The sequence below is a fragment of the Nitrobacter sp. MLSD-S21 genome (assembly GCF_058809865.1).
Window position 1 is genome coordinate 500,833 of the sequence record NZ_JBXASZ010000002.1, and the last position, 20,374, is coordinate 521,206.

At 55.4% G+C, this 20,374-nt stretch carries 22 protein-coding genes and 1 pseudogene; 12 read left to right on the forward strand and 11 right to left on the reverse strand.

From position 1 onward, the window contains the following. Positions 1–159: 159 nt before the first annotated feature. Together AC1RT6_RS08170 and AC1RT6_RS08175 are read right to left on the reverse strand one after the other, a co-directional pair. Positions 160–564: a DUF3597 domain-containing protein gene (locus AC1RT6_RS08170; RefSeq protein ID WP_079445615.1), complete on the reverse strand. Its 405-nt coding sequence runs from the start codon at positions 562–564 to the stop codon at positions 160–162. Between the two features lie 96 nt (positions 565–660). Beyond that, the gene (locus AC1RT6_RS08175) at positions 661–1,149 is read right to left on the reverse strand and encodes a cupin domain-containing protein (protein WP_309773899.1); all 489 of its coding nucleotides are present in this window, start codon (positions 1,147–1,149) and stop codon (positions 661–663) included. A 295-nt stretch (positions 1,150–1,444) separates the two neighbouring features. On the opposite strand from AC1RT6_RS08175, the gene AC1RT6_RS08180 reads away from it, so the two are divergent. Beyond that, the gene (locus AC1RT6_RS08180; protein ID WP_493029426.1) at positions 1,445–1,660 is read left to right on the forward strand and encodes a hypothetical protein; all 216 of its coding nucleotides are present in this window, start codon (positions 1,445–1,447) and stop codon (positions 1,658–1,660) included. Between the two features lie 26 nt (positions 1,661–1,686). Here the strand turns inward: AC1RT6_RS08180 and AC1RT6_RS08185 are convergent, their stop codons facing one another. Next, positions 1,687–2,043 carry a hypothetical protein gene (locus AC1RT6_RS08185; protein ID WP_309773896.1) on the reverse strand — a complete coding sequence of 119 codons (357 nt, stop codon included), beginning with the start codon at positions 2,041–2,043 and terminating at the stop codon, positions 1,687–1,689. A 275-nt stretch (positions 2,044–2,318) separates the two neighbouring features. Between AC1RT6_RS08185 and AC1RT6_RS08190 the strand changes: the two genes are divergently transcribed. Together AC1RT6_RS08190 and AC1RT6_RS08195 are read left to right on the forward strand one after the other, a co-directional pair. Beyond that, a complete protein-coding gene (locus AC1RT6_RS08190; RefSeq protein WP_309773895.1) occupies positions 2,319–2,723 on the forward strand; it encodes a helix-turn-helix domain-containing protein in 405 nt (134 codons plus the stop codon). A gap of 121 nt (positions 2,724–2,844) precedes the next feature. Further along, entirely contained in the window at positions 2,845–3,978 is a 1,134-nt protein-coding gene (locus tag AC1RT6_RS08195) for an acyltransferase family protein (protein WP_309773894.1), read from the forward strand. 812 nt (positions 3,979–4,790) lie between these two features. Here AC1RT6_RS08195 and AC1RT6_RS08200 read toward each other — a convergent pair. The 3 genes from AC1RT6_RS08200 to AC1RT6_RS08210 form a co-directional block, all read right to left on the reverse strand. Next, positions 4,791–5,018, reverse strand: a complete 228-nt coding sequence (locus tag AC1RT6_RS08200) for a hypothetical protein (RefSeq protein ID WP_309773893.1) — start codon at positions 5,016–5,018, stop codon at positions 4,791–4,793. Beyond that, complete coding sequence (locus AC1RT6_RS08205) at positions 5,011–5,184, reverse strand: hypothetical protein (RefSeq protein ID WP_309773892.1); 174 nt, start codon at positions 5,182–5,184, stop codon at positions 5,011–5,013. The genes AC1RT6_RS08200 and AC1RT6_RS08205 overlap by 8 nt, the downstream gene beginning before the upstream one ends. Positions 5,185–5,569: 385 nt before the next feature. Further along, a complete protein-coding gene (locus tag AC1RT6_RS08210; protein ID WP_472791223.1) occupies positions 5,570–6,058 on the reverse strand; it encodes a ferritin-like domain-containing protein in 489 nt (162 codons plus the stop codon). Between the two features lie 653 nt (positions 6,059–6,711). Here AC1RT6_RS08210 and ku point away from each other — a divergent pair. Then, positions 6,712–7,566 carry a non-homologous end joining protein Ku gene (ku, locus tag AC1RT6_RS08215; RefSeq protein WP_309775996.1) on the forward strand — a complete coding sequence of 285 codons (855 nt, stop codon included), beginning with the start codon at positions 6,712–6,714 and terminating at the stop codon, positions 7,564–7,566. 117 nt (positions 7,567–7,683) lie between these two features. On the opposite strand, the gene AC1RT6_RS08220 is transcribed toward ku, so the two are convergent. After that, positions 7,684–8,010, reverse strand: a complete 327-nt coding sequence (locus AC1RT6_RS08220; protein ID WP_472791222.1) for a hypothetical protein — start codon at positions 8,008–8,010, stop codon at positions 7,684–7,686. 632 nt (positions 8,011–8,642) lie between these two features. Beyond that, the gene (locus AC1RT6_RS08225) at positions 8,643–10,373 is read right to left on the reverse strand and encodes a hypothetical protein (RefSeq protein WP_309775995.1); all 1,731 of its coding nucleotides are present in this window, start codon (positions 10,371–10,373) and stop codon (positions 8,643–8,645) included. 635 nt (positions 10,374–11,008) lie between these two features. Between AC1RT6_RS08225 and AC1RT6_RS08230 the strand changes: the two genes are divergently transcribed. The 6 genes and pseudogenes from AC1RT6_RS08230 (at position 11,009) to AC1RT6_RS08255 (ending at position 14,027) form a co-directional block, all read left to right on the forward strand. Next, positions 11,009–11,200, forward strand: coding sequence for a hypothetical protein (locus AC1RT6_RS08230; RefSeq protein ID WP_309775994.1), 192 nt, complete (start codon positions 11,009–11,011; stop codon positions 11,198–11,200). Positions 11,201–11,307: 107 nt separating this feature from the next. Beyond that, complete coding sequence (locus AC1RT6_RS08235) at positions 11,308–11,499, forward strand: hypothetical protein (RefSeq protein ID WP_309775993.1); 192 nt, start codon at positions 11,308–11,310, stop codon at positions 11,497–11,499. A gap of 443 nt (positions 11,500–11,942) precedes the next feature. Then, positions 11,943–12,998 (forward strand): hypothetical protein, encoded by a 1,056-nt coding sequence (locus AC1RT6_RS08240; RefSeq protein ID WP_309775992.1) that lies wholly within the window; start codon positions 11,943–11,945, stop codon positions 12,996–12,998. A 101-nt stretch (positions 12,999–13,099) separates the two neighbouring features. Further along, a pseudogene (locus tag AC1RT6_RS08245) lies at positions 13,100–13,213 on the forward strand (MBL fold metallo-hydrolase); the annotation flags it as partial. Between the two features lie 303 nt (positions 13,214–13,516). Beyond that, the gene (locus tag AC1RT6_RS08250; protein WP_309775991.1) at positions 13,517–13,732 is read left to right on the forward strand and encodes a hypothetical protein; all 216 of its coding nucleotides are present in this window, start codon (positions 13,517–13,519) and stop codon (positions 13,730–13,732) included. After that, positions 13,704–14,027 carry a hypothetical protein gene (locus AC1RT6_RS08255; protein WP_309775990.1) on the forward strand — a complete coding sequence of 108 codons (324 nt, stop codon included), beginning with the start codon at positions 13,704–13,706 and terminating at the stop codon, positions 14,025–14,027. The genes AC1RT6_RS08250 and AC1RT6_RS08255 overlap by 29 nt, the downstream gene beginning before the upstream one ends. A 1,641-nt stretch (positions 14,028–15,668) precedes the next feature. On the opposite strand, the gene AC1RT6_RS08260 is transcribed toward AC1RT6_RS08255, so the two are convergent. The 3 genes from AC1RT6_RS08260 to AC1RT6_RS08270 all read right to left on the reverse strand — a co-directional run bounded on the left by AC1RT6_RS08260 (position 15,669) and on the right by AC1RT6_RS08270 (position 18,484). Continuing rightward, complete coding sequence (locus AC1RT6_RS08260) at positions 15,669–16,679, reverse strand: hypothetical protein (protein ID WP_309775752.1); 1,011 nt, start codon at positions 16,677–16,679, stop codon at positions 15,669–15,671. 851 nt (positions 16,680–17,530) lie between these two features. Further along, complete coding sequence (locus AC1RT6_RS08265) at positions 17,531–17,830, reverse strand: hypothetical protein (protein WP_309775753.1); 300 nt, start codon at positions 17,828–17,830, stop codon at positions 17,531–17,533. Positions 17,831–17,929: 99 nt separating this feature from the next. Beyond that, complete coding sequence (locus AC1RT6_RS08270) at positions 17,930–18,484, reverse strand: hypothetical protein (RefSeq protein WP_309775754.1); 555 nt, start codon at positions 18,482–18,484, stop codon at positions 17,930–17,932. A gap of 458 nt (positions 18,485–18,942) precedes the next feature. On the opposite strand from AC1RT6_RS08270, the gene AC1RT6_RS08275 reads away from it, so the two are divergent. Together AC1RT6_RS08275 and AC1RT6_RS08280 are read left to right on the forward strand one after the other, a co-directional pair. After that, positions 18,943–19,248: a hypothetical protein gene (locus tag AC1RT6_RS08275; RefSeq protein ID WP_309775755.1), complete on the forward strand. Its 306-nt coding sequence runs from the start codon at positions 18,943–18,945 to the stop codon at positions 19,246–19,248. Positions 19,249–20,000: 752 nt separating this feature from the next. Further along, the gene (locus AC1RT6_RS08280) at positions 20,001–20,309 is read left to right on the forward strand and encodes a hypothetical protein (RefSeq protein WP_309775756.1); all 309 of its coding nucleotides are present in this window, start codon (positions 20,001–20,003) and stop codon (positions 20,307–20,309) included. The last annotated feature ends 65 nt before the right edge of the window (positions 20,310–20,374 follow it).

Consider the following 20,374-nt stretch of genomic DNA (forward strand, 5'->3'; position numbering starts at 1 on the left):
ACATTAAAGAATATTGATTAAAATATAACCCCCCGGATTAACCCCCGCGTCGTATGCCGATAGAATTGAGCGTTTGAGATAGGGATATGTGGCCCCACTTCACAGTACCAATCGCCACTTGTCGAACTCCTGCTGGCATGAATCGAAGCGAACCTCCCGCTAAGCTGCGCGGGTGAGATCAGGCGGTAATTTGCCGCCGTTAGCTGCCAGCTGTGCCATCATTTGCTTATGCAGCCAAATGTTCATTGTCCCGGAGTCATTCATGTCGCCGGGAAAGCCCAGATCCTTCGCCAGCTCCTTGCGAGATTCTAGGCTGGAGTCGACGTCGAGAGCCTTCATGAGATCAACGATCGAAGTTCGCCAGGCCAGCTGTTCGTTTTTCTTCGCTACAGCCTTGTCGAGAATGGCTGCAACGTCAACAGTGCTGCCGGCGGCCGTTCCATTTGAGGTAGAGGTGGCCGGGGTCGCAGCAGACCCGCCGCCTGTCTCGGGTTTTGATGTCGGTGTCGCAGCTTCGGCGTGGCTGCCGAAGATGGCACCCATGATCTTTCCAAATATGCTCATTGTGAGGCTCCGTTCGGCCGCGAGGAACAATTCAACCTCGAGATAACGCGCCCGATCAGGTTCGTTCCATCCCATTCCGCCGCCCTGAGATTGGCTTCAATCAGTGTAGGGCTTTCCATCCTTATGCAGGAATTGCCAAGCTCCCGTCGAATCCAGCACTGCCTCAAGATCGTCGTTTGGATAGGTAGCGGAATCCCCAGGTGAGCGGTCACCGATCTCCAGATACACGACATCGGATCCCGTACGATTGATCAGATGATGCGCAAGACCCTTAGCCGGAAAGCCAGCGCACATGCCTGACTGGAGCTCGAACTCTCCCTGATCTGTTGCTAGCGTAGGTTGGCCTTCCAGAATGAAAATGAATTCGTCCTGCTTATCGTGCCGGTGCATCAGCGAAGACATACCTCCCGGCAAAAGACGTGTCAGGTTGACGCCGAAATTCCGAATCCCGAACAGATCACCAAGCGGCCTCTTCTGCCGCCTCGCCATCTGCGACCGGTACGGCTCGGGATAATTTGAAGATCGCGCACGCAGCGGGGCATCATGCGCGGCAATGCAAATGGTGCCGTCGGGCGCCTTGCTCATTATATTCTCCAACCGTTGAAGCGATGGCGATTTGAGGTAGCCTCAACCCGAGGTCGCTCGTAAGCGCCTGATCTGGCGCCCGGACCTTCTCTCCAAGGCGCAACCTATTTTCGATTGCTTCACGAATGGCCGGCGAGGTCGACGGCGCCGAAATCTCATATAGCGCAACACGAGAGAGGCCTTTCACCAGCCAAAGGCGATACCCATAGGGCCGGGCAACATTCGTCACAGCTGCGCAACTGGTCGGATTAAGTCCGAACTTGTCGAAGGCGAGCTGGGTTATGCGAGACGTCTTGTGTTCTCCCTTGTGCTGGAGGAGGAACAATCCCTCGGCGATCACGATTTCGGCCTTAGACTTTCGCTCGACCCGCGGCTTCTGAGTGGGCTCAGGTTCGAAATGCTTCCTCAACTTGTTTTCCAGGATCATGCCCAGATACTTGCCGAGCGATGTTTCGAGGAAAAGGTCGAGCTCGTGCATGACCTCGAAATGGTCATCAGTGGCGGCAGATGATCAAATGCCTCGAGCCATTCTGAGCCCTAGTCCGTCCACGCGCGTTGCCGAGTCATCACATGGTGCACGGCCTCAATCACCGGCGCGACCAGCGCATTTTCGTTGTCCGCGGACTCGATGATCGTCACGATGAGAAGATTGACGTGGCCCTCGTCATGGTACCGCAGGACGCGTTCTAGCCTGGCACGTGCTGTCGCTTCGATAATCGGCCGATCAAAAGAGCATAGGATCCGTTGGAGCGTTTCCGCGCAGATCTCTGGTGGTGTCGGTTGGAACGCAGGAATCCATTGCTTGGCCGCGGACAACAAACTGGTGCTCACCACGCTGCTAGCCTTTCGCCATTGCGCTGTATCAGGTGTAAGAGCGCGATCGAGGAATTGCAACGTGATGCGCCTAGTGCAGCGGCTCTTCTACGATGACCGTTACATAGTTTGTATCCGGAGGACCTTATCGTTGCACGCGCACGTCGCGGCGTAGCCGCGCCCCTAGTTCATAGTCGTAGATCCGATCGGGAAGTGGAACTAACGCCAAGTCGAGCAATTCCATTCCATAGCGAATTAACTTCGAATTTTCATCATGTGATCGAGTTGAATTTGACGATAACTGCAACTGATTGTACCGACAGCTTGCTGCCGCCTTCCGGCGAAGAGACCAGGATATGTCGACTAAGTCGCCCAATTACATTGACAAGCATGTCGGCAGCCGTGTGCGCATGCGCCGCATTATGCTCGGCATGAGCCAGGAGCAACTCGGGGAAGCTTTGGGGCTGACATTTCAGCAGGTTCAGAAGTACGAAAAAGGCACTAATCGCGTCGGTGCCAGTCGCATCAAGCAGATTTCCGAGATCCTTGGAATTCCGGTTTCTTTTCTATTCGAGGGTAGCCCCACGCGTATCTCCGCGACCGAGGATCCCGGCCAGGTGCCATCACCTGACTACGTTTCCAGTTTTGTCGCAACATCTCAGGGACTAGCCCTGATCCGCGCATTCACTCGGATCACTGATCCAAAGCTCCGCCGCAGCGTCGTCAACCTGGTCGAGCAGATTGCGTGTCGCGAAGACTAAAGACGGCGATCGTTACGACGGGCACTTTAGGAACGTGCAATGGGGAGGAACTAGCCCTGCTGTGACGGATGCCCGTTCAACGTTGTGTTAAAGGGATCTTCAGCGATAGGGCGGATGGTGCATGCTCTGGAAGATCAGGCTCGTGCAGCAAATTCAGACAGCGCCCTCGCGGCTACCGGCCCTCGACCTGCTGCGGCTCGCCGCTGTCGCAGGCGTTATTCTGTATCACTACGGTTTCTGGGGCCCCTATTCGCACGGCACGTATTTGGTGGCGCTTCCGGAGTTAGCCCCGATTGCGCAATACGGTTTCCTCGGCGTACCCGTCTTTTTCGCAATTAGCGGCTTTGTTATCGCTTTCTCGGCGGAGGGGCGGACGCCGACGGGGTTCGCGATCGCCCGCTTTAGTCGCATCTATCCCACGTTCGTCGTTTGCATGACCATTACCTTCGTTGCCGTTGCGCTGTTCGGTGCGGGTCACTTCGAAGTCACGGCGCGGCAGTGGTTGTGCAATCTCTTCATCGCGGCGCCAATGCTCGGTCAGCCCTATATGGATTCCGCCTACTGGTCGCTTGTAATTGAGGTGGTGTTCTACATTTGGGTCGTCATTCTCATGGCGTCAGGATTGTTTCCAAGCCGGATGGACGCGATCATCGTGGTATGGCTAGCAATCACTTCCGCCAATGAGCTCACGATCGACGCACCCATTTTCGAGAAGCTCTTCATAGCCGACGACAGCGGGTTTTTCGCGGCCGGTCTCCTCATCTACGAGTATTATCGCGGACGCCGTGATCTGCGCCTGTGGGCGCTGTCGGTATTGGCGCTGGGTACAGTGGTATTCCAAACCGTCCATAAACTTGAACGGCTTGGCGTACATTCCGACAGTTCATTCGACCCAAAGGTGGCCGTTGCCGTTTGTCTGATTTCTTTCGCGTCTGTCTTTCTTGCGACCAAGGTCAAGCGCATGCCGCTGCCGGCAAAGGCCGTGCTCGCCGCCGGCGGCATCACGTATCCCCTTTACCTGTTACACATGCAGCTCGGCTACGTCGTCTTCACGGCGCTCGCACCACAGCAACAAAGCCGGGCCTTGACCATGGGTATTATCGCCGGTGCTTTCGCACTCGCCGCTGTTGTGTGGCGTTTCTTCGACCGCCCGTTACATCGCCTAACAAAAGAAAAGCTTGCGACGCTAGCAAGCCGATCCGGACTCCAAGTCAGAGCAAGGCCAAGGTCAATGCGTATTTCTTCGGATCGCTGATTATCTGGCGCTCGCGATGAGAATCTGGGTCGTTCGGCACCTGGTCATTCGTCGGCCCTCACCGGCCTCTAGCCGGCACAGGCCATCAAGCTCGTCGCGATCCACTCAGTCCTAAGCAAGGATCGCCGCACCCGGCGTTCAGCCTATGGTTCAATACCATCCGAGCGATTCGATTGTGGTGAGGGTCAAAGATCGGATGGGCGAGAAAGAAGGCTTGATTAGAGCCCGCTATGCCGTCTCGGTTTTGAGGGTTGCGAGAGGTTCGCCTGCCCAAAACGCGCTTAGGCTGGTGGAAGGCCTAGCGAGAGACTTAGAGACTGACGGCGAAATCGCGGAATCCGAAACCACTTTCTTATACGCCTGTCGACAACTCGTCGGTGCCCTACAAGCGGGCGTCACGGCACAGATCGCATGGGACAGGGCAACCGCGGCGGCGGCTGCGTGGTTAGCGTTACTGGAAGCCAAGTAGCTCATTGCCTCCTTGCCCTGACGAAGCCGCGCTTGCATCGGGGGATGAATGACCTGCCGAGCCGGGGCCGTTGCTGCTGTATGCTATTGAGGTGACGAGCTTGATGGCCTTCTCCATACGCTCCACCAGAGTCGTGAAATATGAGCTGGGCTCGACCTTCACATTGATGCCCGGTCCGAGCTCGGCTTCACCTCTACGTCCACCTTCGCCGGTGCTGATGCGTTGGCATCGACAGGGGGCGGCGACCAACTCTCACCCTCATTGCGAGGATCGGGCATACGGAAATGGAATCCGCTCTCCGCTAAGCGTGCGCCGAGGATCTCGCATTGGCAGCGGGAGGCCGTCAGGGAAGTCCGGGATTTGATTTCGGAGATCGCTCGTCGGCATGGGGAAGAATTGAGCCGTCGGGCAAGCGCCGTGGATCGCCCTTCGGCATCGGGATCTTGCCCTCGAGCGGCGCGTCGTCACCTTTGAGCCAGTTGATAAGTTTGCCGCCACGGGATTCGAGAGGACAATTCCCGGTCTCGATCGTGGAGGTGAACCGTGACAGCGCATTGGCGAAGCTATTCATGCGCCCAATCATGAAACTCGTATTCCCCACCGTTCTTCTCGAGCAGACCGGCGGACTGCATCGCATGCCTTGATTGCTTGGTCTTCCGGCCACCGATCAAGGCCGAGTTGCTGGTCGCAAGCTTCACGCCGAAGCCCGAAGTATGACTTGCCAGGACTGGAAGCACGTTCTCTATGTAATCTTTGGAAAGCCCGTACTTCGCGGCGCCAGCGGCTGCGACGTCCGAACGGAACTGATCTCCGGTGTAGTCTGCGTTTGTCGATCTCGCTATCGACGATGCGTTGAGAAGGATTTGAACTGGTCAGAAATATTGGCTTGACATAACCGTTATCCGAGACCGGCCTTTCACTCGTGCTCATGCTGCTACATCCTACCAGCCGTGCTGTAGTCCAGCAGTAAGATCGCAGTCAATGAATTGCAATGCACAGCCGTAGCTGTCGTCAGATGTGCAAGGTGCGCCGGCTCGCAATTGACGAGCAGCAAAGGCTTGTTAGCTTGCCACAATAGAAAGACCCGCCGGAGCGGGTCTTGTCTGCCCTCACTCGATGAGGCTAAACATCCAAACGGCTGAGATATTTGCCCGTCAACCCCGGCAGATGGCTTTCAAGGTCATCAGCCATCGCAAGCTCTTCCTGCAGAATACCTTCGCAAACCGCCTTCGTTCGGCCATCTCCGACAGCTTCGGCAGCGGCAATTAAAACTTGATACGCCGCGACTTCCATGTGTTCAAACGTGTAGCTCGCCATCGCTCCCTTGATGATCTCATCTTCTACGAACATACCACTCATACCTTGGCCGAACGCGACCATCTTCCCCGCTACATCCTTCAAAGTCGACGTATCGCCACCGCGACGCTGAATGCATTCCTGAAGCGATTTAGCCTGCCTTTGGGTCTCGCCGAGATGCTTTTCGATGAGCGTCTTTATCTCAGGGTAGTCGTCGGTCCGGCCTGCCAAGGCCTTCAGCATCGTCTCGGCTTGTTCTTCCATGGCGTGCGCATCGCGAAGCCAAGCCATGAGGTTCTCTTCAGCCTTGGTCATATCAGGTCCTTCACTTTACCGGTCAGTATTGTTCGCGACTTATTGCGACGGTTGTCTTCGAGGCGGGACATCGCCTCAATGCCATCACCCCTGAAACGTTCCTAATTGGGAATGAGATTCAGAAGGATCCGGTAGCCTGGCTGCCGAGGCCCACCCACACTAGCTTGGACGCGGCCGCTTTAGTTGACGACGCTAGGGCATGCGGGAGCCTATCGGCGCGCATCGACAATAGCCGTTCACAGGACCGTGAGTATAACCTGAGGGGTTGAGGGCCGGACGCTTGCGGCTGAGTGATATAATCGGAGTGAAAATTGATTCGAGGCGACGTATGACCATCGCACGGCAACACAAGATTACATCCTCAGCGCCGGTTGCACATCGCGCCCGCCCGGCTTTTCGCACTCTGCATGGCTGGGCGCTCGGGACCCTTATTGATCAAGGTGCGGTAGTTGAATGTAGGGATCACGGACACAGGCTCGATCGTGCCGATCCTGATGCTTGGAACCGCGCGCGGGAAGAGGCTTGGCGAAACCCTTTCCCCGGTGCCACTCCGCATTCCTGTATAGCTGAGATGAATGCCATAAGGGACGGTCTCGGCGACACGTGCCCGGACTGTTGATCTGTTCGGACTCCTCTTCTTCCTGCCACGCTCTATATTCAGGCTCCCTGCAGCAGGAGTTTTTAGTTCATGGCCCCTCGCGCCATGCCCGATAGCCCTGTTTCCGGCTACCTCGGAGTCCGAAAAGGTCAGCTTCAACCAAATCAATCGCAACATAGGGCACCGTATCAAGTATCAGAAAGTCGATGCTGAAACCGGCGAGGAAGTCGCGAACGAAGACATCGTCAAGGGCTATAAGATCGATACCGACAGCTATCTCGAGATCACGAAAGAAGAACTCGAGAATATCTCCCTTGAATCCACACGCACGATCGACATCGATCAGTTTGTGCCGCGCACCGAGATCGATGACCTCTATATTGTCAGGCCGTATTTTCTGGTGCCGGATGGCAACGTCGGTCACGATGCCCACGCCGTGATCCGGGACACCCTTAAGGCGGCCGACAAAGTGGCGCTGGCGCGGGTGGTGCTGACAAACCGCGAGCACATCATTGCCGTGGAAGCACGCGACAAAGGCCTCATGGGTATGCTGCTGCGCTATCCATACGAGGTGCGACAGGCGGCTGATTATTTCGATGACATCAAGGACGTGAAGATCACCAACGACATGCTCGATCTAGCTAAGCACATCGTCGACCAGAAGAGCGGACACTTCGACCCGGACCGGTTCGAAGATCACTATGAGAACGCCTTGAACGAATTGCTTGCTAAGAAGCAAAAGGGGCTGCGAATCACCGCCCCTGAAAGACCCCAGGGCAGTAACGTGGTTGATTTGATGGACGCGCTTCGTCAAAGCCTGAAGCCTGGATCCGCGCCGAAGGCCGCCAAGGCGCCCGCCAAGAAGACGTCAGTCAGAAAGAAGGCAGCCAAGAAGCGCAAAGCAAGCTGAATTCCTTTAAGACATCGCGCCGGCTCAACCTACGCAGAAGTTCAAATTAACTGACGCCGGGACCTCGAACGCGCGCTAGGGCCAACGGCGGCTAGGCGAAGCATGGCACGTCGGAATTTAGTGCTGCGTGCCGTTACCGGTGGTGGCTTGGAGACGTGCATCGCGCGCTGCGATTAACGCAGCTTCCGCCATCGCTCGGACAGTCGCCTCCGGAAAATTGATCTCGAGCAAATTGAATTCGCTTTCGCTAAATTCTACCAGCGGCGATAACCGCCACGGTATTTGGGTCCATTCACTTCCTCTGAGGCTTTTGCAACCCCCGTCCTTCTTTACCTTGGGCAACTGGCTCTTGGACAACTGGCTGTTTAACAACTGACTCTTTAGCTTGGACGAATGGCCCGTCGATACATTTGAATGAAAGGGGAGAATGTTGTTGTGACTCATCCTCCCAGCGAGACCCGAATTGTTTTCCCGCGATCTCGCATAGCTCCTTTGTCTGATAGCCAGGAATGATTTGAAGTTCCTGGCCCCTAAAAACGAGGGAGATTAGAACCAAGATATATGTCATGAGCGACCTTCGTGGCGTGAGGCAGGGTTAGTTGGTCTGTTAGACGACCCTGGTGGAGGCGTCTGAAAGTGACACAAATCTCGCCCGCGTGCCAACGGCTTACGATGGCTGATGAGAGTCGTCATTCGATGGAACCGCCTTCGCGGCCGACATTTAACTGACAGCGTGGTCTCCAGACCGAGCTGGCTACAGGCCCACAGCACCGGTGGTGGAATGGCCCGCGCGAGGCTAATTCAGTCGTCGTATATCCCGCCTTAGAGAGTCCCTTGTGGGTTGTCATGGCATTCGCGCGGCTCCTGCTTCGCGAACAGCCTTTGGACGTCCCGCGCCAGTTCCAGCAGAGCGACTCCTTCGGAAAGATAGGATTGTCTGCGATCACGCGACGGACCGTCCCTTCGAGAGGCGCCTGAGGCGGCACTACCTTTGCTTCAATCTGACGAAAAGTGCCTCCCGCAGCGAAGCTTCGGGAGACTCATGCAGGTGGTATGCCAGACTAAGGTGCTCTTCATCAATGCGGGCGCCGATACGTCATAAATGCTCCTGCTTCCTGGCGATCTTGATGCCGAGCCGTTTGCACCTGTTCTTCGAGGTTACGAACCGCTTCAAGCCGCTCAAGGCGCGACTCGGCCGGAGCGACGCGCGTGAGTGCCTGCCGCGCTTTCGCGGCTGCCGTTGGCGGTCCTTGACGAGACGACGCGACCGCGCCCGCAGTTGATGAAGGAGTTGGTTGAATGGGCGCTGAAGCGGCGGGCCGCGGGGCAGCGACCGTCTTTGTTGTCGGGGCAACCTTATTTAAGAAGTTATCAAGGTTCTCGCACCGCGCCGGAAGAAAATGCTTTTCTAAGGCTTCTGACAGCTCCCTTTTCTCGGTCACATGCGTGAAGCCACCGGGGGCCGTCGCTGGCCATTTTACGTTCGGCGCAATCTCCTGGCCAACCGAGAACTGGTGGCAGCCACCACAGCTCACCGCCCCGGCTCGTGCCAAGATGTGCTGCGCCGTCAAAGTGGATCCCTGAGGAAGCCTGAAGTTCTTCAGCTCGGAATTCACGCCAGTGGGCAACCCGGTGTTTTCCGCTCGCTTCAGTGGATCATCGTTGTCGCCCTGCGAGATGCTCTCGAACGTGTTGGATCGATTGGGGAAGCGTGCTCCAACGCTAGCAAATAGCTCCGTCGGAGATAGTGTTTTCCCGTCTTTTTGAGCCCTGAGTTCAGTCTCTATCAGTTCGCGCACATGAATGCGTACAAAGTCGTCTTGAAAGTCGAACCGGAGGTCGCCGAAGCCCTCCGCTTCGTTTGTTGCGGCCGCTCCATACAGCGCCGGATGAGGATTGGCCTTCACTGTGTCGGGCACAAAAACGGCGCTGCCGTCAGGGCTGACACTGACGCGCCACTCACGCAGCATCCATGGATTGTTGCCGATGTCGCCGCTTGTCACGAACAGGTTGCCTCGAACTTGTCCGAACGGAAGACCGAAATGTTGGTGATGAATGACAGGCTGGATGTCCGCGGTCCCATCGCCGTCCGTATCGCCCTCATAGTAGAATTTCTCGAGCGCTGTCTTGAGTTCTGGTCCGGTTTTGCCTTTGAGGCTGTCCCAGAACCGCGCTATCCCGAGACAGCCCTCAGGTCTATTCTGTGGGTCAGGGTTGTCGACCGCTGCTTCAAAGATGAGGAAGAAGCGATTTGTCCGTTCGACAGGGTCACCCTTCGCATAAACGATGCGGTGCTCGCCGCAATATTTGAAGTTTGCGGGAGCTAGATCGAGTCGGTTGAACAAACCGACCGGGCGCATGCCTTCTACGTCCTGTGGTGTGAGCAGCTTCAGAGGATCAAGGGCAGCTTCGTTGGGGCGAATCTTAGCGGGCATCGCAACCTTGCTGTCGGGATTGATTCGGTCTGCCACGCGGAAGCTTCGGATCATGCTCGTAAGCAGTGAGACCCGCTCGGCCTGCGTGTTGACCAGCTTCTTTTGAGCCTCAGTTGCAGCGGCGTCCTGAGAGTTCGGCGTTACCGCAGAAGTCAGGATTGCGCCGAGCGTCCTTTCAAGCGAAAAGGCATCGTCTTTAAACACTTCCGGATCTGTGATGACGACGGTACGTCGCAGATCCGTTTCAAGGTGACCTGTGCCCTTCTCGACAGTGCACTGGACGCTGTAAGTAGACTGCTGTGCTTCGGCAGCAAAAGTCGTCAGGGCCAGCGCCGAACTTAACATACTTTTGAGAAAAATATATCGGGCCATAGCAGCACCTCTACCGCCTGAAATGGCGGGCGAGTGTTATCGTTACACAACCTTTTCGGAAGTCAACGGCCGTTCGACAGCAGCCCGCCCTCAGCGTTCGAGGTGACTTGGCACTAGCCCACTTTTACCTCTGATACCCTAAGCGTCGTTCTGGAAAATAATTTGCGACGCCTTTAAAGCTCCGCCCGTTGCTCCCTCCACTCCGTATTCCTTCTCCCGCTGCTCCGTTCGCTGTCCTTGGCTCCTTCCCCCTCCTAGCGATTGGCTAGGTCTAGAGAGGTCTTGTATGCGGCGGCGGCGACTGAAAGATTGTTCGAGCGGAAGCGCTGACCACCAGCAGCGCCAGCGTCGAACTGAGCGCTCTACCGACTGAGCTCCATTCATCCCGTGGCTTGTTTGATGTAATCCCCCGTGCCTTGCTCATGAATGGCGGGACTTGAACCCGCGCCCTGCAATCTTGCAAAGTACGCTCCGCCTCATGTGCCCGGTGTCGTGGAGGTATCCGTGTGGCTCGGCCCTACGCATTGTCCTGTACCGAGAATGGGCTGTCAGTCTAGCATTGCCCGTATTTCTGCCGAGCTAGTTAAATCGGCTCCTGCATCTCCGGTCATGGGTATAGTACAGGGGCTTTTCCCTTGGAAAGCACGGCTTCCAAGCGCATCATGCTGGCGCTCACCTCGCTCGCGGGCGTCATCGCCACGAACGCGATGACAGCGCCCGGTCGACCCAACATGGTCTCGAGCATCGTGCAGCTGATCGTCGAGGCGTTCGTCGCCTCCGGGCTTGCGCACTGCAGCTACACGCTGTTCGGAAGGCGAAGATATTGAGGGAGTCCGGTTGGAACCGGCGCTCGGGGGAAGTGTTGGCCAGAAGGTCAAAATGGTTTCTGCCAGGTTTCGTCAGCGTGGCAGGTTCCCAATCTTGGGAGTGCCAGATGGATTTATATCGGGCGTACGTATTTGACGACGATGGGTATATCCTCGGCTTCGATAAGATGATCTGCCGTGATGATGCGGAGGCGCTTCAGAAGGTCAGCCATCTGCTCGATGATCAGGAGGTCGAAGTTTGGACCGGCCCCAGGCTCGTTACTGTCCTAAGCCCGGAAAGGAACAGAGACGTTCTTTGATCGGCGTTCGTGGCTACTCTTAAGGTTCCGGCATCCCGGCCGAAGGAGCGAAGCCTGCGGGAATGCCAGGATTTCATCACGCCCCCAACTCGCCACGCTCAAGGCGAACGCGTCGAGCGGCTTTCACTGGCTCCACGAAATAAATAGGAAGGCTACCGGCTGCAGGTGCACGCGAGCGGCGGGCGCGCGCGACGCCTACACCCGCAAGCAGAATCTCTTGATCTGCATCAATTGACCCGGGCCGGAACGTGGCATCGGTTTGAACAGCGATCTCGACGGCGGACGACCATCCCAAGAATCAAGGATGTCGTAATGGCTATTGGCGCGGCCCAGACAAAACGTTTCGCAGTGGGGGCGCTGGCCGCTTTGGCGGCATCGGCAGCGTCCATCGCTATTTCTCGCGAGTCCGACTTCAAATTGGAATCAATTATGAGGGAATTGCGATGAAACATTTGCACCTTGCTAAACTCTCGTCGGCGGTGTTGGGACTAGCTTATTGGCTCGGCCCCGCGGGCGCCGATCCTTCGCTTGCGCAGAAGGCGAAACCCGAGGTTATAAAGACCGAATATCAATACGCCGCCAAAGTCGTTTGCTCGTTGATGCTCCCACACCAGGACGGAACGCTCGCGAAAGGCACGTATCGCACCATCGTCAACATGCATAATCCCGGTAGGAAGCCGCTCACAATCGCCGCGAAAGTCGCGCTCTCCGCGGATTTCGGCTCCGATCCAGGCCCGTTCAGCATCTCGCCCTTTAAGCAGGCCGAGCTGGCGCCGGACGGGGCCATGAAATTAAGTTGCTTCGACATTGCGGGCTATTTCTGCCCAATCAATGGCGTGTGCATCGATTTTGCGTTTCTTGAAGGCTTCGTGGTGATCAAGAGCCCCGAGCCGCTGGACGTGGTCACCGTTTACTCCGCAAGGCACACCGACGGCGAAGTGGAGACCATGGACGTCAATGCGGTACAGCCGCGCCAGATGCGCGAAGCCGTGGAGATCACTCCCGCCGAACCCAAGCCAGAGATCAAGGAACGCAAAGACTATCCGTCCAAGGAAAGCCCGGCTTACGGCAAAGATTATTCGAAGAAAATGTGCGGCGGCATTGCCAACATTCCCTGCCCGAAAGGCGAGAACTGCGAGGACGATCCTTCGGATACGTGCGATCCCGCCAAGGGGGGAGCCGACTGCCCCGGCATTTGCGTGAGCGATTATTCGAAGCAGACGTGCGGCGGCATCGCCGGCATTCCCTGCCCGAATGGCAAGAAGTGCGTAGACGACCCGTCGGATACGTGCGATCCGGCCAAGGGCGGCGCCGACTGTTCCGGCATTTGCGTGCGCGATCATCCGAAGCAGACGTGTGGCGGCATTGCCGGCATTCCCTGCCCAAACGGCAAAAAGTGCGTGGACGATACGTCGGATACGTGCGATCCCGCCAAGGGCGGCGCCGACTGCCCCGGCATTTGCCTGAGCGACCCAACACAAAAGCAATTGCGGCCCTGAGGCTTCGTCATAATCATTCCGAACGCGGGCGCGTTCTTCCGCGCCCTCGTTCGCTGTGGGGCTACAACGGCCGCCAGTTTGAATTCCCTTCACGCTAATTCGTGATCCTGCATTCGCTGCAAGTGAACATCCGGGGTGGCCGACTCCCCAAATCAGAAAACAATGGCAAACGCTTTCTCAAAATCCCGCTCGACGCTCTAGAAGGCGAGTCTTGAGACTGAACTAGGAGGTTACCGATGGAGCAAAGAGTGCGAAGGATCTGATGGCGGGAAGTTACCCGGAGGTGGAAATCTTCTCGGGAGAGGACGCCCTGAAGCTCGTTGACTAGCCGAGCGTGATTTTGGGGACGCGCTCGAGTGCGAAGAATTGCGGAAGAGGAAAGCTGAAGGGCGCAGTGCACGTCACACGCGGTCTCCTGGAGCACCAGGCCGACGCTCCGCGAAGCTTGGACACAGCTGGCGGAGCGGCCGCGTGCAGATTTCAACCCCAAGACCAACGAGGCTGCGCTTACGAAGCGCTTGAAGATCTACGTGGAGAACTACACCGCGAGGCAGCACGGGCTGTTCGGCATGTGGTCCGCCGAAGACGTCATCGGCGAATTTGATCTTGCGACAGGTATGCTGATCGAGGAGCGCAGGACCGACATCGTCTACGGCTGGAACGACGACGCGCAGGGCATGCGATCTCGTCTTCGAGTTCAAGCGCTTGGGCCGCTTCGTCACCGGCATCTATAGCCGCCGCCAGGCGGTGGCCGCGATGGTCGGCGTGCTGCTCGATCCCGAAGACGATGTCGTGCCGGCGATCCGCAAGGCGCTCGAAGACAGCGCGCTCGGCACGGTGCTGCGCCTCAAGCCGACGTCAGCGGGCAATCCGATCGCGAGGCCGTCGATCCTGTTCGGAACGGCGGACTTCGACACGGAGCATGAACGCGATGCCGCCCTGGCGCCAACTCATGGCACCATCCGAGTTTCACACTTCTTCCTCGCCTTCGGCTATCCGACATCGACCAAAAAGCCTAAGGCGGCATAGCGGAAGGCCCGCTTTTCGGCCGTCGCTCAGCGCTCTTTTTCTTCTTCGGCCCCATGAAGTGGAGAACCTGCTCGACGCTGATCGCAAATCGCCGAGGGCCGTATCGTCGAGCTTGCCTTTGCCGCCCGCGAGAGCCCACCTCAGGCCGGCGTGGTTCGCGGGCGATATCCTCGTGATCCGCTTGACTGCCGGCGTATCACGGTCGCGATCCGCGCGACCTAGCATCGGAGGGTTGTAAAGTTCGCCTAAACCAACACATGTTCAAGAACCGACGGGCCAGCACTAAATCAGCTCTACTTTAGTAGTAGATTTTGGTTTTACGTTCAATTTAGCACTGGAAGAGATCTTTTGTTCGATCCGTAGAACTTTCACCTTCCAAACGACACCGGGTTCGAAACGCGTTGAACGAAGCGCGCAACCCCATCACTGACGACCATTGAGATCGGAATCTCACATTCAGCGAGAAAACTTCCAACTAAAGGAAAGGTGTTCGGAATTGTTTAGCGATTTGACTTGGAATTCAGTAAAGACTCGGCGCTTTACGATTGCGCCGTTTATATCAGACGGAGCCGCGGACAAATGAACTCCGCAATCTGGCGGGCTGAAGTGTCTGGCATCAACATAGCGATCGATTTGAATACACCATCCACGGCGCCGTTGTCAGTACGGAGGAACAGGACAGGTCCACCGTCACGCTCCATGATAATTTCTCGGATTATCGGAAATTCAACATCACGCTGTCCCTTCGTTGATAGTCCGCGCTATGCAACAGGGGGTTTCGATAGATACCCGGCCGCTCCGGCCACCTACCGGCATCGACTGCAAAGTTATCTTGCCTGCTTATACGTAAGTTCGGGCATTTAATGGCCAAAGGGCCCAATGTGAACGGGCTATCCGGCGACGGGGGTATCCTGCCGCCTGAATCCCCTTTAACGGCCCACACAGCCTCCAGGATTGCCTAAAATAAAATCGCGCGGTCAATAGCCGGACAGCCCAATGCTAATTTCTTGGGGCTTTGCAAGCCCACAAACGGCAAACTTCCCTTAATTTCCCACGAATTCCCTTGTGTCCTAACCGGAAAAGAAGGGCGGGACAATTGTCGTTATCACTCTGCGAACCGAGGTGCACTTCGGTCGCCCGGACCGTCGTTGGACGACATGACGCTTTAAGCCCCCTTCCGTCGACCCTTGCAGAGCTATCACCGGTTCGAAGCCGAACCACGCCCAATGGTCGGACTAAGCAAACTCCTGAACAACTAGATCATAAATTCCGGAGCGCACGGGCTGAACGCATTACGCGCCATTCCGAAGTTTTGCTAAATCGAAAACAGTAATGGGTACGAGAAAACCAAACCTATAGCTTAACGGCCAACAATGCTTTTGCTGTAAGCTCCATCACTGATGATTGCCAGAACGAAATCTTCTCCCGTGAGGGTCTATTCTCTTGTCTCTTGCGGAGTTTTTCAGTGTTGGCCGAAAGCTCTATTATTAGTGATTGGACGGACGTTCACTGATGAGCGGGGCTTATGGCTCAAAATTCTCATCAGGTTGTTTAGCCGTGTAGCGAATGCGATAGCTGCGGCTCTTGTTGGTCCGATGTGTACATAAATAGCTAGAGTTAGCTCGATGTAAAAGGGTCTATTTAAGATGTGTTGGTATTGGTCACCATGAACATAATAAAGTAAGGTTTCAAAAATGGCCCTCGTCCGAACTTATCAGTGAAGCGCTGCAGCGACCTGCTTGGCCAATAAGCACTTTCAGGATGCAAAGAATAAATGCGATAAAGCAGATGACCCCGGTAGGAATCTCGGTTGACTCCGTATCTGTCGATGTACGGCTTTTTTCGCTTTCCGCCCGTACGGCGATTAGAATGCCAGCGACCGAACCGCTCCAGATCTATTTCGTAAAGTGTGCTCGCATGTTTCCTGAAGTATGCACTCAATGAAAATTGAGCTAGATCGCGAGGATGATCGATCTTTAATTTTTTTACGGCGCGTCTGCCCTCATGCTTTCCTTCGAAGTGAAAGCAATTAGGCTCGCGGTTGATCTTGCCCTTCTTGTCGATGTACCATTGAAACCAAAACCCACTCCGGCGACAGCCCTTCGTAGGGCATTTGCGCGTCGTGAATCCGGATAACCCAAGCGGAGGACCCGCAGAGGGGTAGACCTTAGCCTGCTTCCCACGATGGTGCGGCTGCAAAAAACCGATTAGGAACGCTTGAGCGATACGTTCCAGCTCCCATACATCCGGACAAATGACGTCACAAGCTACTTCGACATACGTTACGATCGCATCGGCCGGTAGCTCACAAAGGATCCGGAACGCCGAGCTACGAAGTTGATAGATCTCTAATTGGTGTCTGTAGCGAGGATCAAAGAAGGCGGACTTTCGTGTTTCTATAACTTTACCGCATGCCTCTATCAGCCGACAAATCAAAATCTTACAGATGATCTCCTTTGACCAAACACGAACTTTATCAAAATAATGATAGACCCTTTCAGGCTTGAACGCTTGGAGCCATCGCTTGTTTTCTATTCGCCATTGTCTCCCATCGAAGGCTTTGTATGCGCAAACTTCGCTCTCAAGAGCATGTTTTCTCGCGGTGAGAATTCGTAGACGCAATGGCAAAGTACGCTCTGTTACATGCGGCATGTAGTGCCTCCATGAGTGGTCGAAGTTTGCAAAGCTTTAGATTTGTCACTTGCCGCGAGCGACGATTGGGGACGGGAAAATTCTTCAGCTTGACGCCTCGCCCACGACCGGTACGACGCTATCTAGCCGTTCGGAATGACCTTTGGGTCGGGAATTAAGCCCTCACGACGCCCCTCAGGGAGCGCGGATGCTTTAAATCGATTGTAACGGGGGGAAAGGCCGGCGGATATTAGCCGCCACCCGTGCGCAACCACGGCGGCGCAGACGGCAGAGTTCCTTCGGCTTCCCACAAATTCCTTTGACTTCCTCGGGCAGATGGTAGTTGGAGCGGTATGGCGATCGCGTCGCCATTAGCATTAGGTGCGCCGGCTGAGTGGTGGCTTAGCGCGGCCCTTGACCACCCGAAGGCGTTACCACCCCTTCACAAGATTCCTAACATGAGCCGTTTCCATCTCGAGTACTTGACGACGAGCTTGAATAGTTTCCTGTTCGTCGCGGCGTTCTTTTAGGACAAGTTGTTAGCGGACTGCGATGCAAATTGGCCCATTTATCTAAATCAGCTATAGAATACATAGGGTGACGTCCAAAATATCGGTACTCGGGCCCTTTTCCATTTCGAGCTGCTGCCCAATTGGCTAGTGTCTTTGCTGAGCAACGGAAACCCAGTGTCTGCAGATATTCTGCTGCCTGTTTCCGATTTAAGCGCGGATCCTCAGAGCTACTAGTCATGAGCCTGTCCCCTTGCATTACGTGAACCATACGGGTTCGTGATTAGAATCGAGATGTCGATCAAGATTGTTTCAAGCGGTGCCGAAAAGTCGGATCGTTTTTTCGTCCGGAGCCCGTTATCGCTATCCGCGGGCGCCAGTTCGATCATGGATTTTGCGACGCGCGCCGCTCGATGCGTTGAATTTCCCCATCTCGCGCGTCAGGCTCTCGCGACGGAGCGCCTCAATCACCGCTTCAACTTCATCTTCGGCGAAGGCTATAGCTCTCGGGCCAAGGCGCACCGGGCGTAACCGCGGGATGCTGGTGCCGGGAATAAATTCGGCCCCACCTTCACGATAAACGTAATCGTCATTGAATTTTGTTCGGCCGACCGGCAACTTACCGTGTGGACCATAGACCGTGTTCCTCCGCAACAATCGCATGTGGTTTTCTCCGGACGTCAAAAAGTTGACGCGGACCATACCGGACGTTGTTGGCGCGGTCTTCACCGCCAATTCGCAATTAAGCGCGAAAAAGCAGGGTTACTTACTGCGGCGCTTTCCTCGACGGATAGAAGCCACCGCTTTCGCTTTGTTTATATCGACCTCGTCTCCCGCTTCGGAGCAAAAACTCGCGAAGCTTTCAACTTCCTCCTCGACGCTAACCCCCGACATCTTTCCAAACTTGCGGCGGCGCCTTTTTATGGCAGCTACTGCCACTCTCGTTGTGATAACCCCTTCACGTTCCTCTAGCGGTGTAAACCGACCCGGTTTTCGTCCCCTATGCGCCTCACGATCCTTGCCGGGCTTAAGTCTGAGGTTTATTTTACGGTCAATAAGTTCGGATAGGTCCTCCAGCTGTTCGTGATCGAGAGGCAAATCAGCGGAGCGAAGATATTCGCAGAGGCTGTGTATATCGCGATCTTTGGCCTTGGTGACTGCCAAAGCCCAGCTGCTTATCCTAAGCCTCCTTTGAAGCATTTCTGATGTTCGCGGTTTATATCGGAGGACGGATTTGCGCTTGACATCAATATAGCTCGTCGATGGGAGTTGCTCGTTCGCATGCGGGTGCTCTGCCGGTGCCGAATTTTCGAGCATTTCCCTGAGCTCCGTCACAAGGAGATTTTTGCCACGTCTTGGTCCTCTGCCAGTCTTGCGGCTTATCTTTCGTTCGATGAGCTCGGCAACCTGACCTCGCTGGATTGGGGTAAGCGAGCAATCGCGAGAACGCAAATGTTCACATAGATTTTTCGTATTATTGGCGTATGCGTCAAAGACGAACTGCGACCAATCTGGCATCGCTTTATAACCACCGAATTGATTTCAGAATATACGATTAGTCAATTGACGAAACGGGCGCGTAAGAGCGTATCCGTTTTACAGACAGATCGGCTTTTTAAATGCACTTCCCGAGTGCAGATCTTGCCCAATTGGCTGTCACCCGTCGACCGAATTATTTGGACATAGCCTTGCCGCGCGCGGCCGTTGTCCGGTTTGAGATCCAAGGCTGGAGCGACAAAAGGATAACTAGGCGAGTTTCAATCGGAGGGCCTTTCATGGAAATCATTCTCGGTATCGTGGCCGTTGCTATAGCAGGTTACCTAGTAGTCAACGGCAAGCGAAACTCTGATCCACTCAATCGAAAGTGCGCAGCCGAAATCTGCGCCTATCTGGCGGAGTCGGTTGAGCGTGACCCAACCAAAATCCTCGAGATTTTTATGACTAATGCTCGGTATCAGAAGCAGGCCATGCACGTCATCTCGATGGTGCCTGCGATTTTGATAAAGGCTGGCTATCCAAAAGAGCACGCCATGAGCGAAGTGCCTTTTATTCGAGCGGTGGCAATGTCCTTGCCCAAGTAACGGCCTATTTGCCTCTACGAGTGGCCGCGACGAGCTTACTCCGCGGCTGTACGAAGGCTATTACGTCACCATAAAAAGATTGAGGGAATTTCAAAGGGCTTTCAATTCATCGGACGTGAGCTGGTTCAGCAACTGACATAGTCGGTGATAGATTGCAGTAGGGAGCGGCTATCGCAGGTTCCCTGCGCTCTATTTGCCGCGGTCCGCCACGAATCAGAAGGTCACCTTAGCGCCCTCCGCCAGGCCAGTGATCCTTGACCTCTCCCCGGCGGATGCAGACCAACACGTCCTTACCGCCTCTCTGGCTCGAGGAAGCCATAGCCCTTTGTACTGATTGAACCACTTCACGGTGCGTGCATGTCGCGATTAGGTTGCCTCAAAGTCTTATCGACGCGACGGATGCATGGGCTGGGGAAATGAGGTTTTTCGCTTCGAAACCATACGCCCTTTGAAGATCCGGCTGAGACGAAGGGATGATGACGAAAACTGCGAGGGATAGAGTTTTGTCAAGCATCGCCATCCTCTCTTGCGGCTTTCGTGAGATCTGCCGTTTGAACTGACGAGCCTTGGTACTTTCGCGTTATTGACATTGAACCACGACGATAGACATTGCGATGATTGTCGACCTTTCAAAGTTGGTGTATCGGCGATTTGGTGGGCCCGTCGAGATAGGCAGTTGTCGGCGGTCGCTGGGCGGTGGTTTGGGGAGATCGGGCTGAAGGCGAAGCAATCAGCTTGGGAGGAGTATTTCGATGTCAGACGACCAAATTCGCGCGCTTGTAGAAAAGAACATCTTCGTTGCAAATCAGAACAACAAGATAGTTCAAAGTAAGTCGGATGAGGACGCTCAGATTTTCATGGACTCGTTGTTCGAACGTCATGACGTCGTCTGGGGCGTCTGGCAGAAAGAAGACGGCGGCATCGGCATGTTCCCGCTCAAAGGCGATGATGTTTTTCGAGAAGCCACCGAGACCGGCACGTCACCCCCACTTCGAATGACGGCGATCGTTTGCTCTCGGAAAAAAGGTGAGGCTGCCCAAGCAGCGCGGCGAACTGATTAGCCGCGCCCTTTCTCAAAGTGACGCCGCGTCCCGGCAGAATGAGCGGAAATTTGGTTTCGTCTATT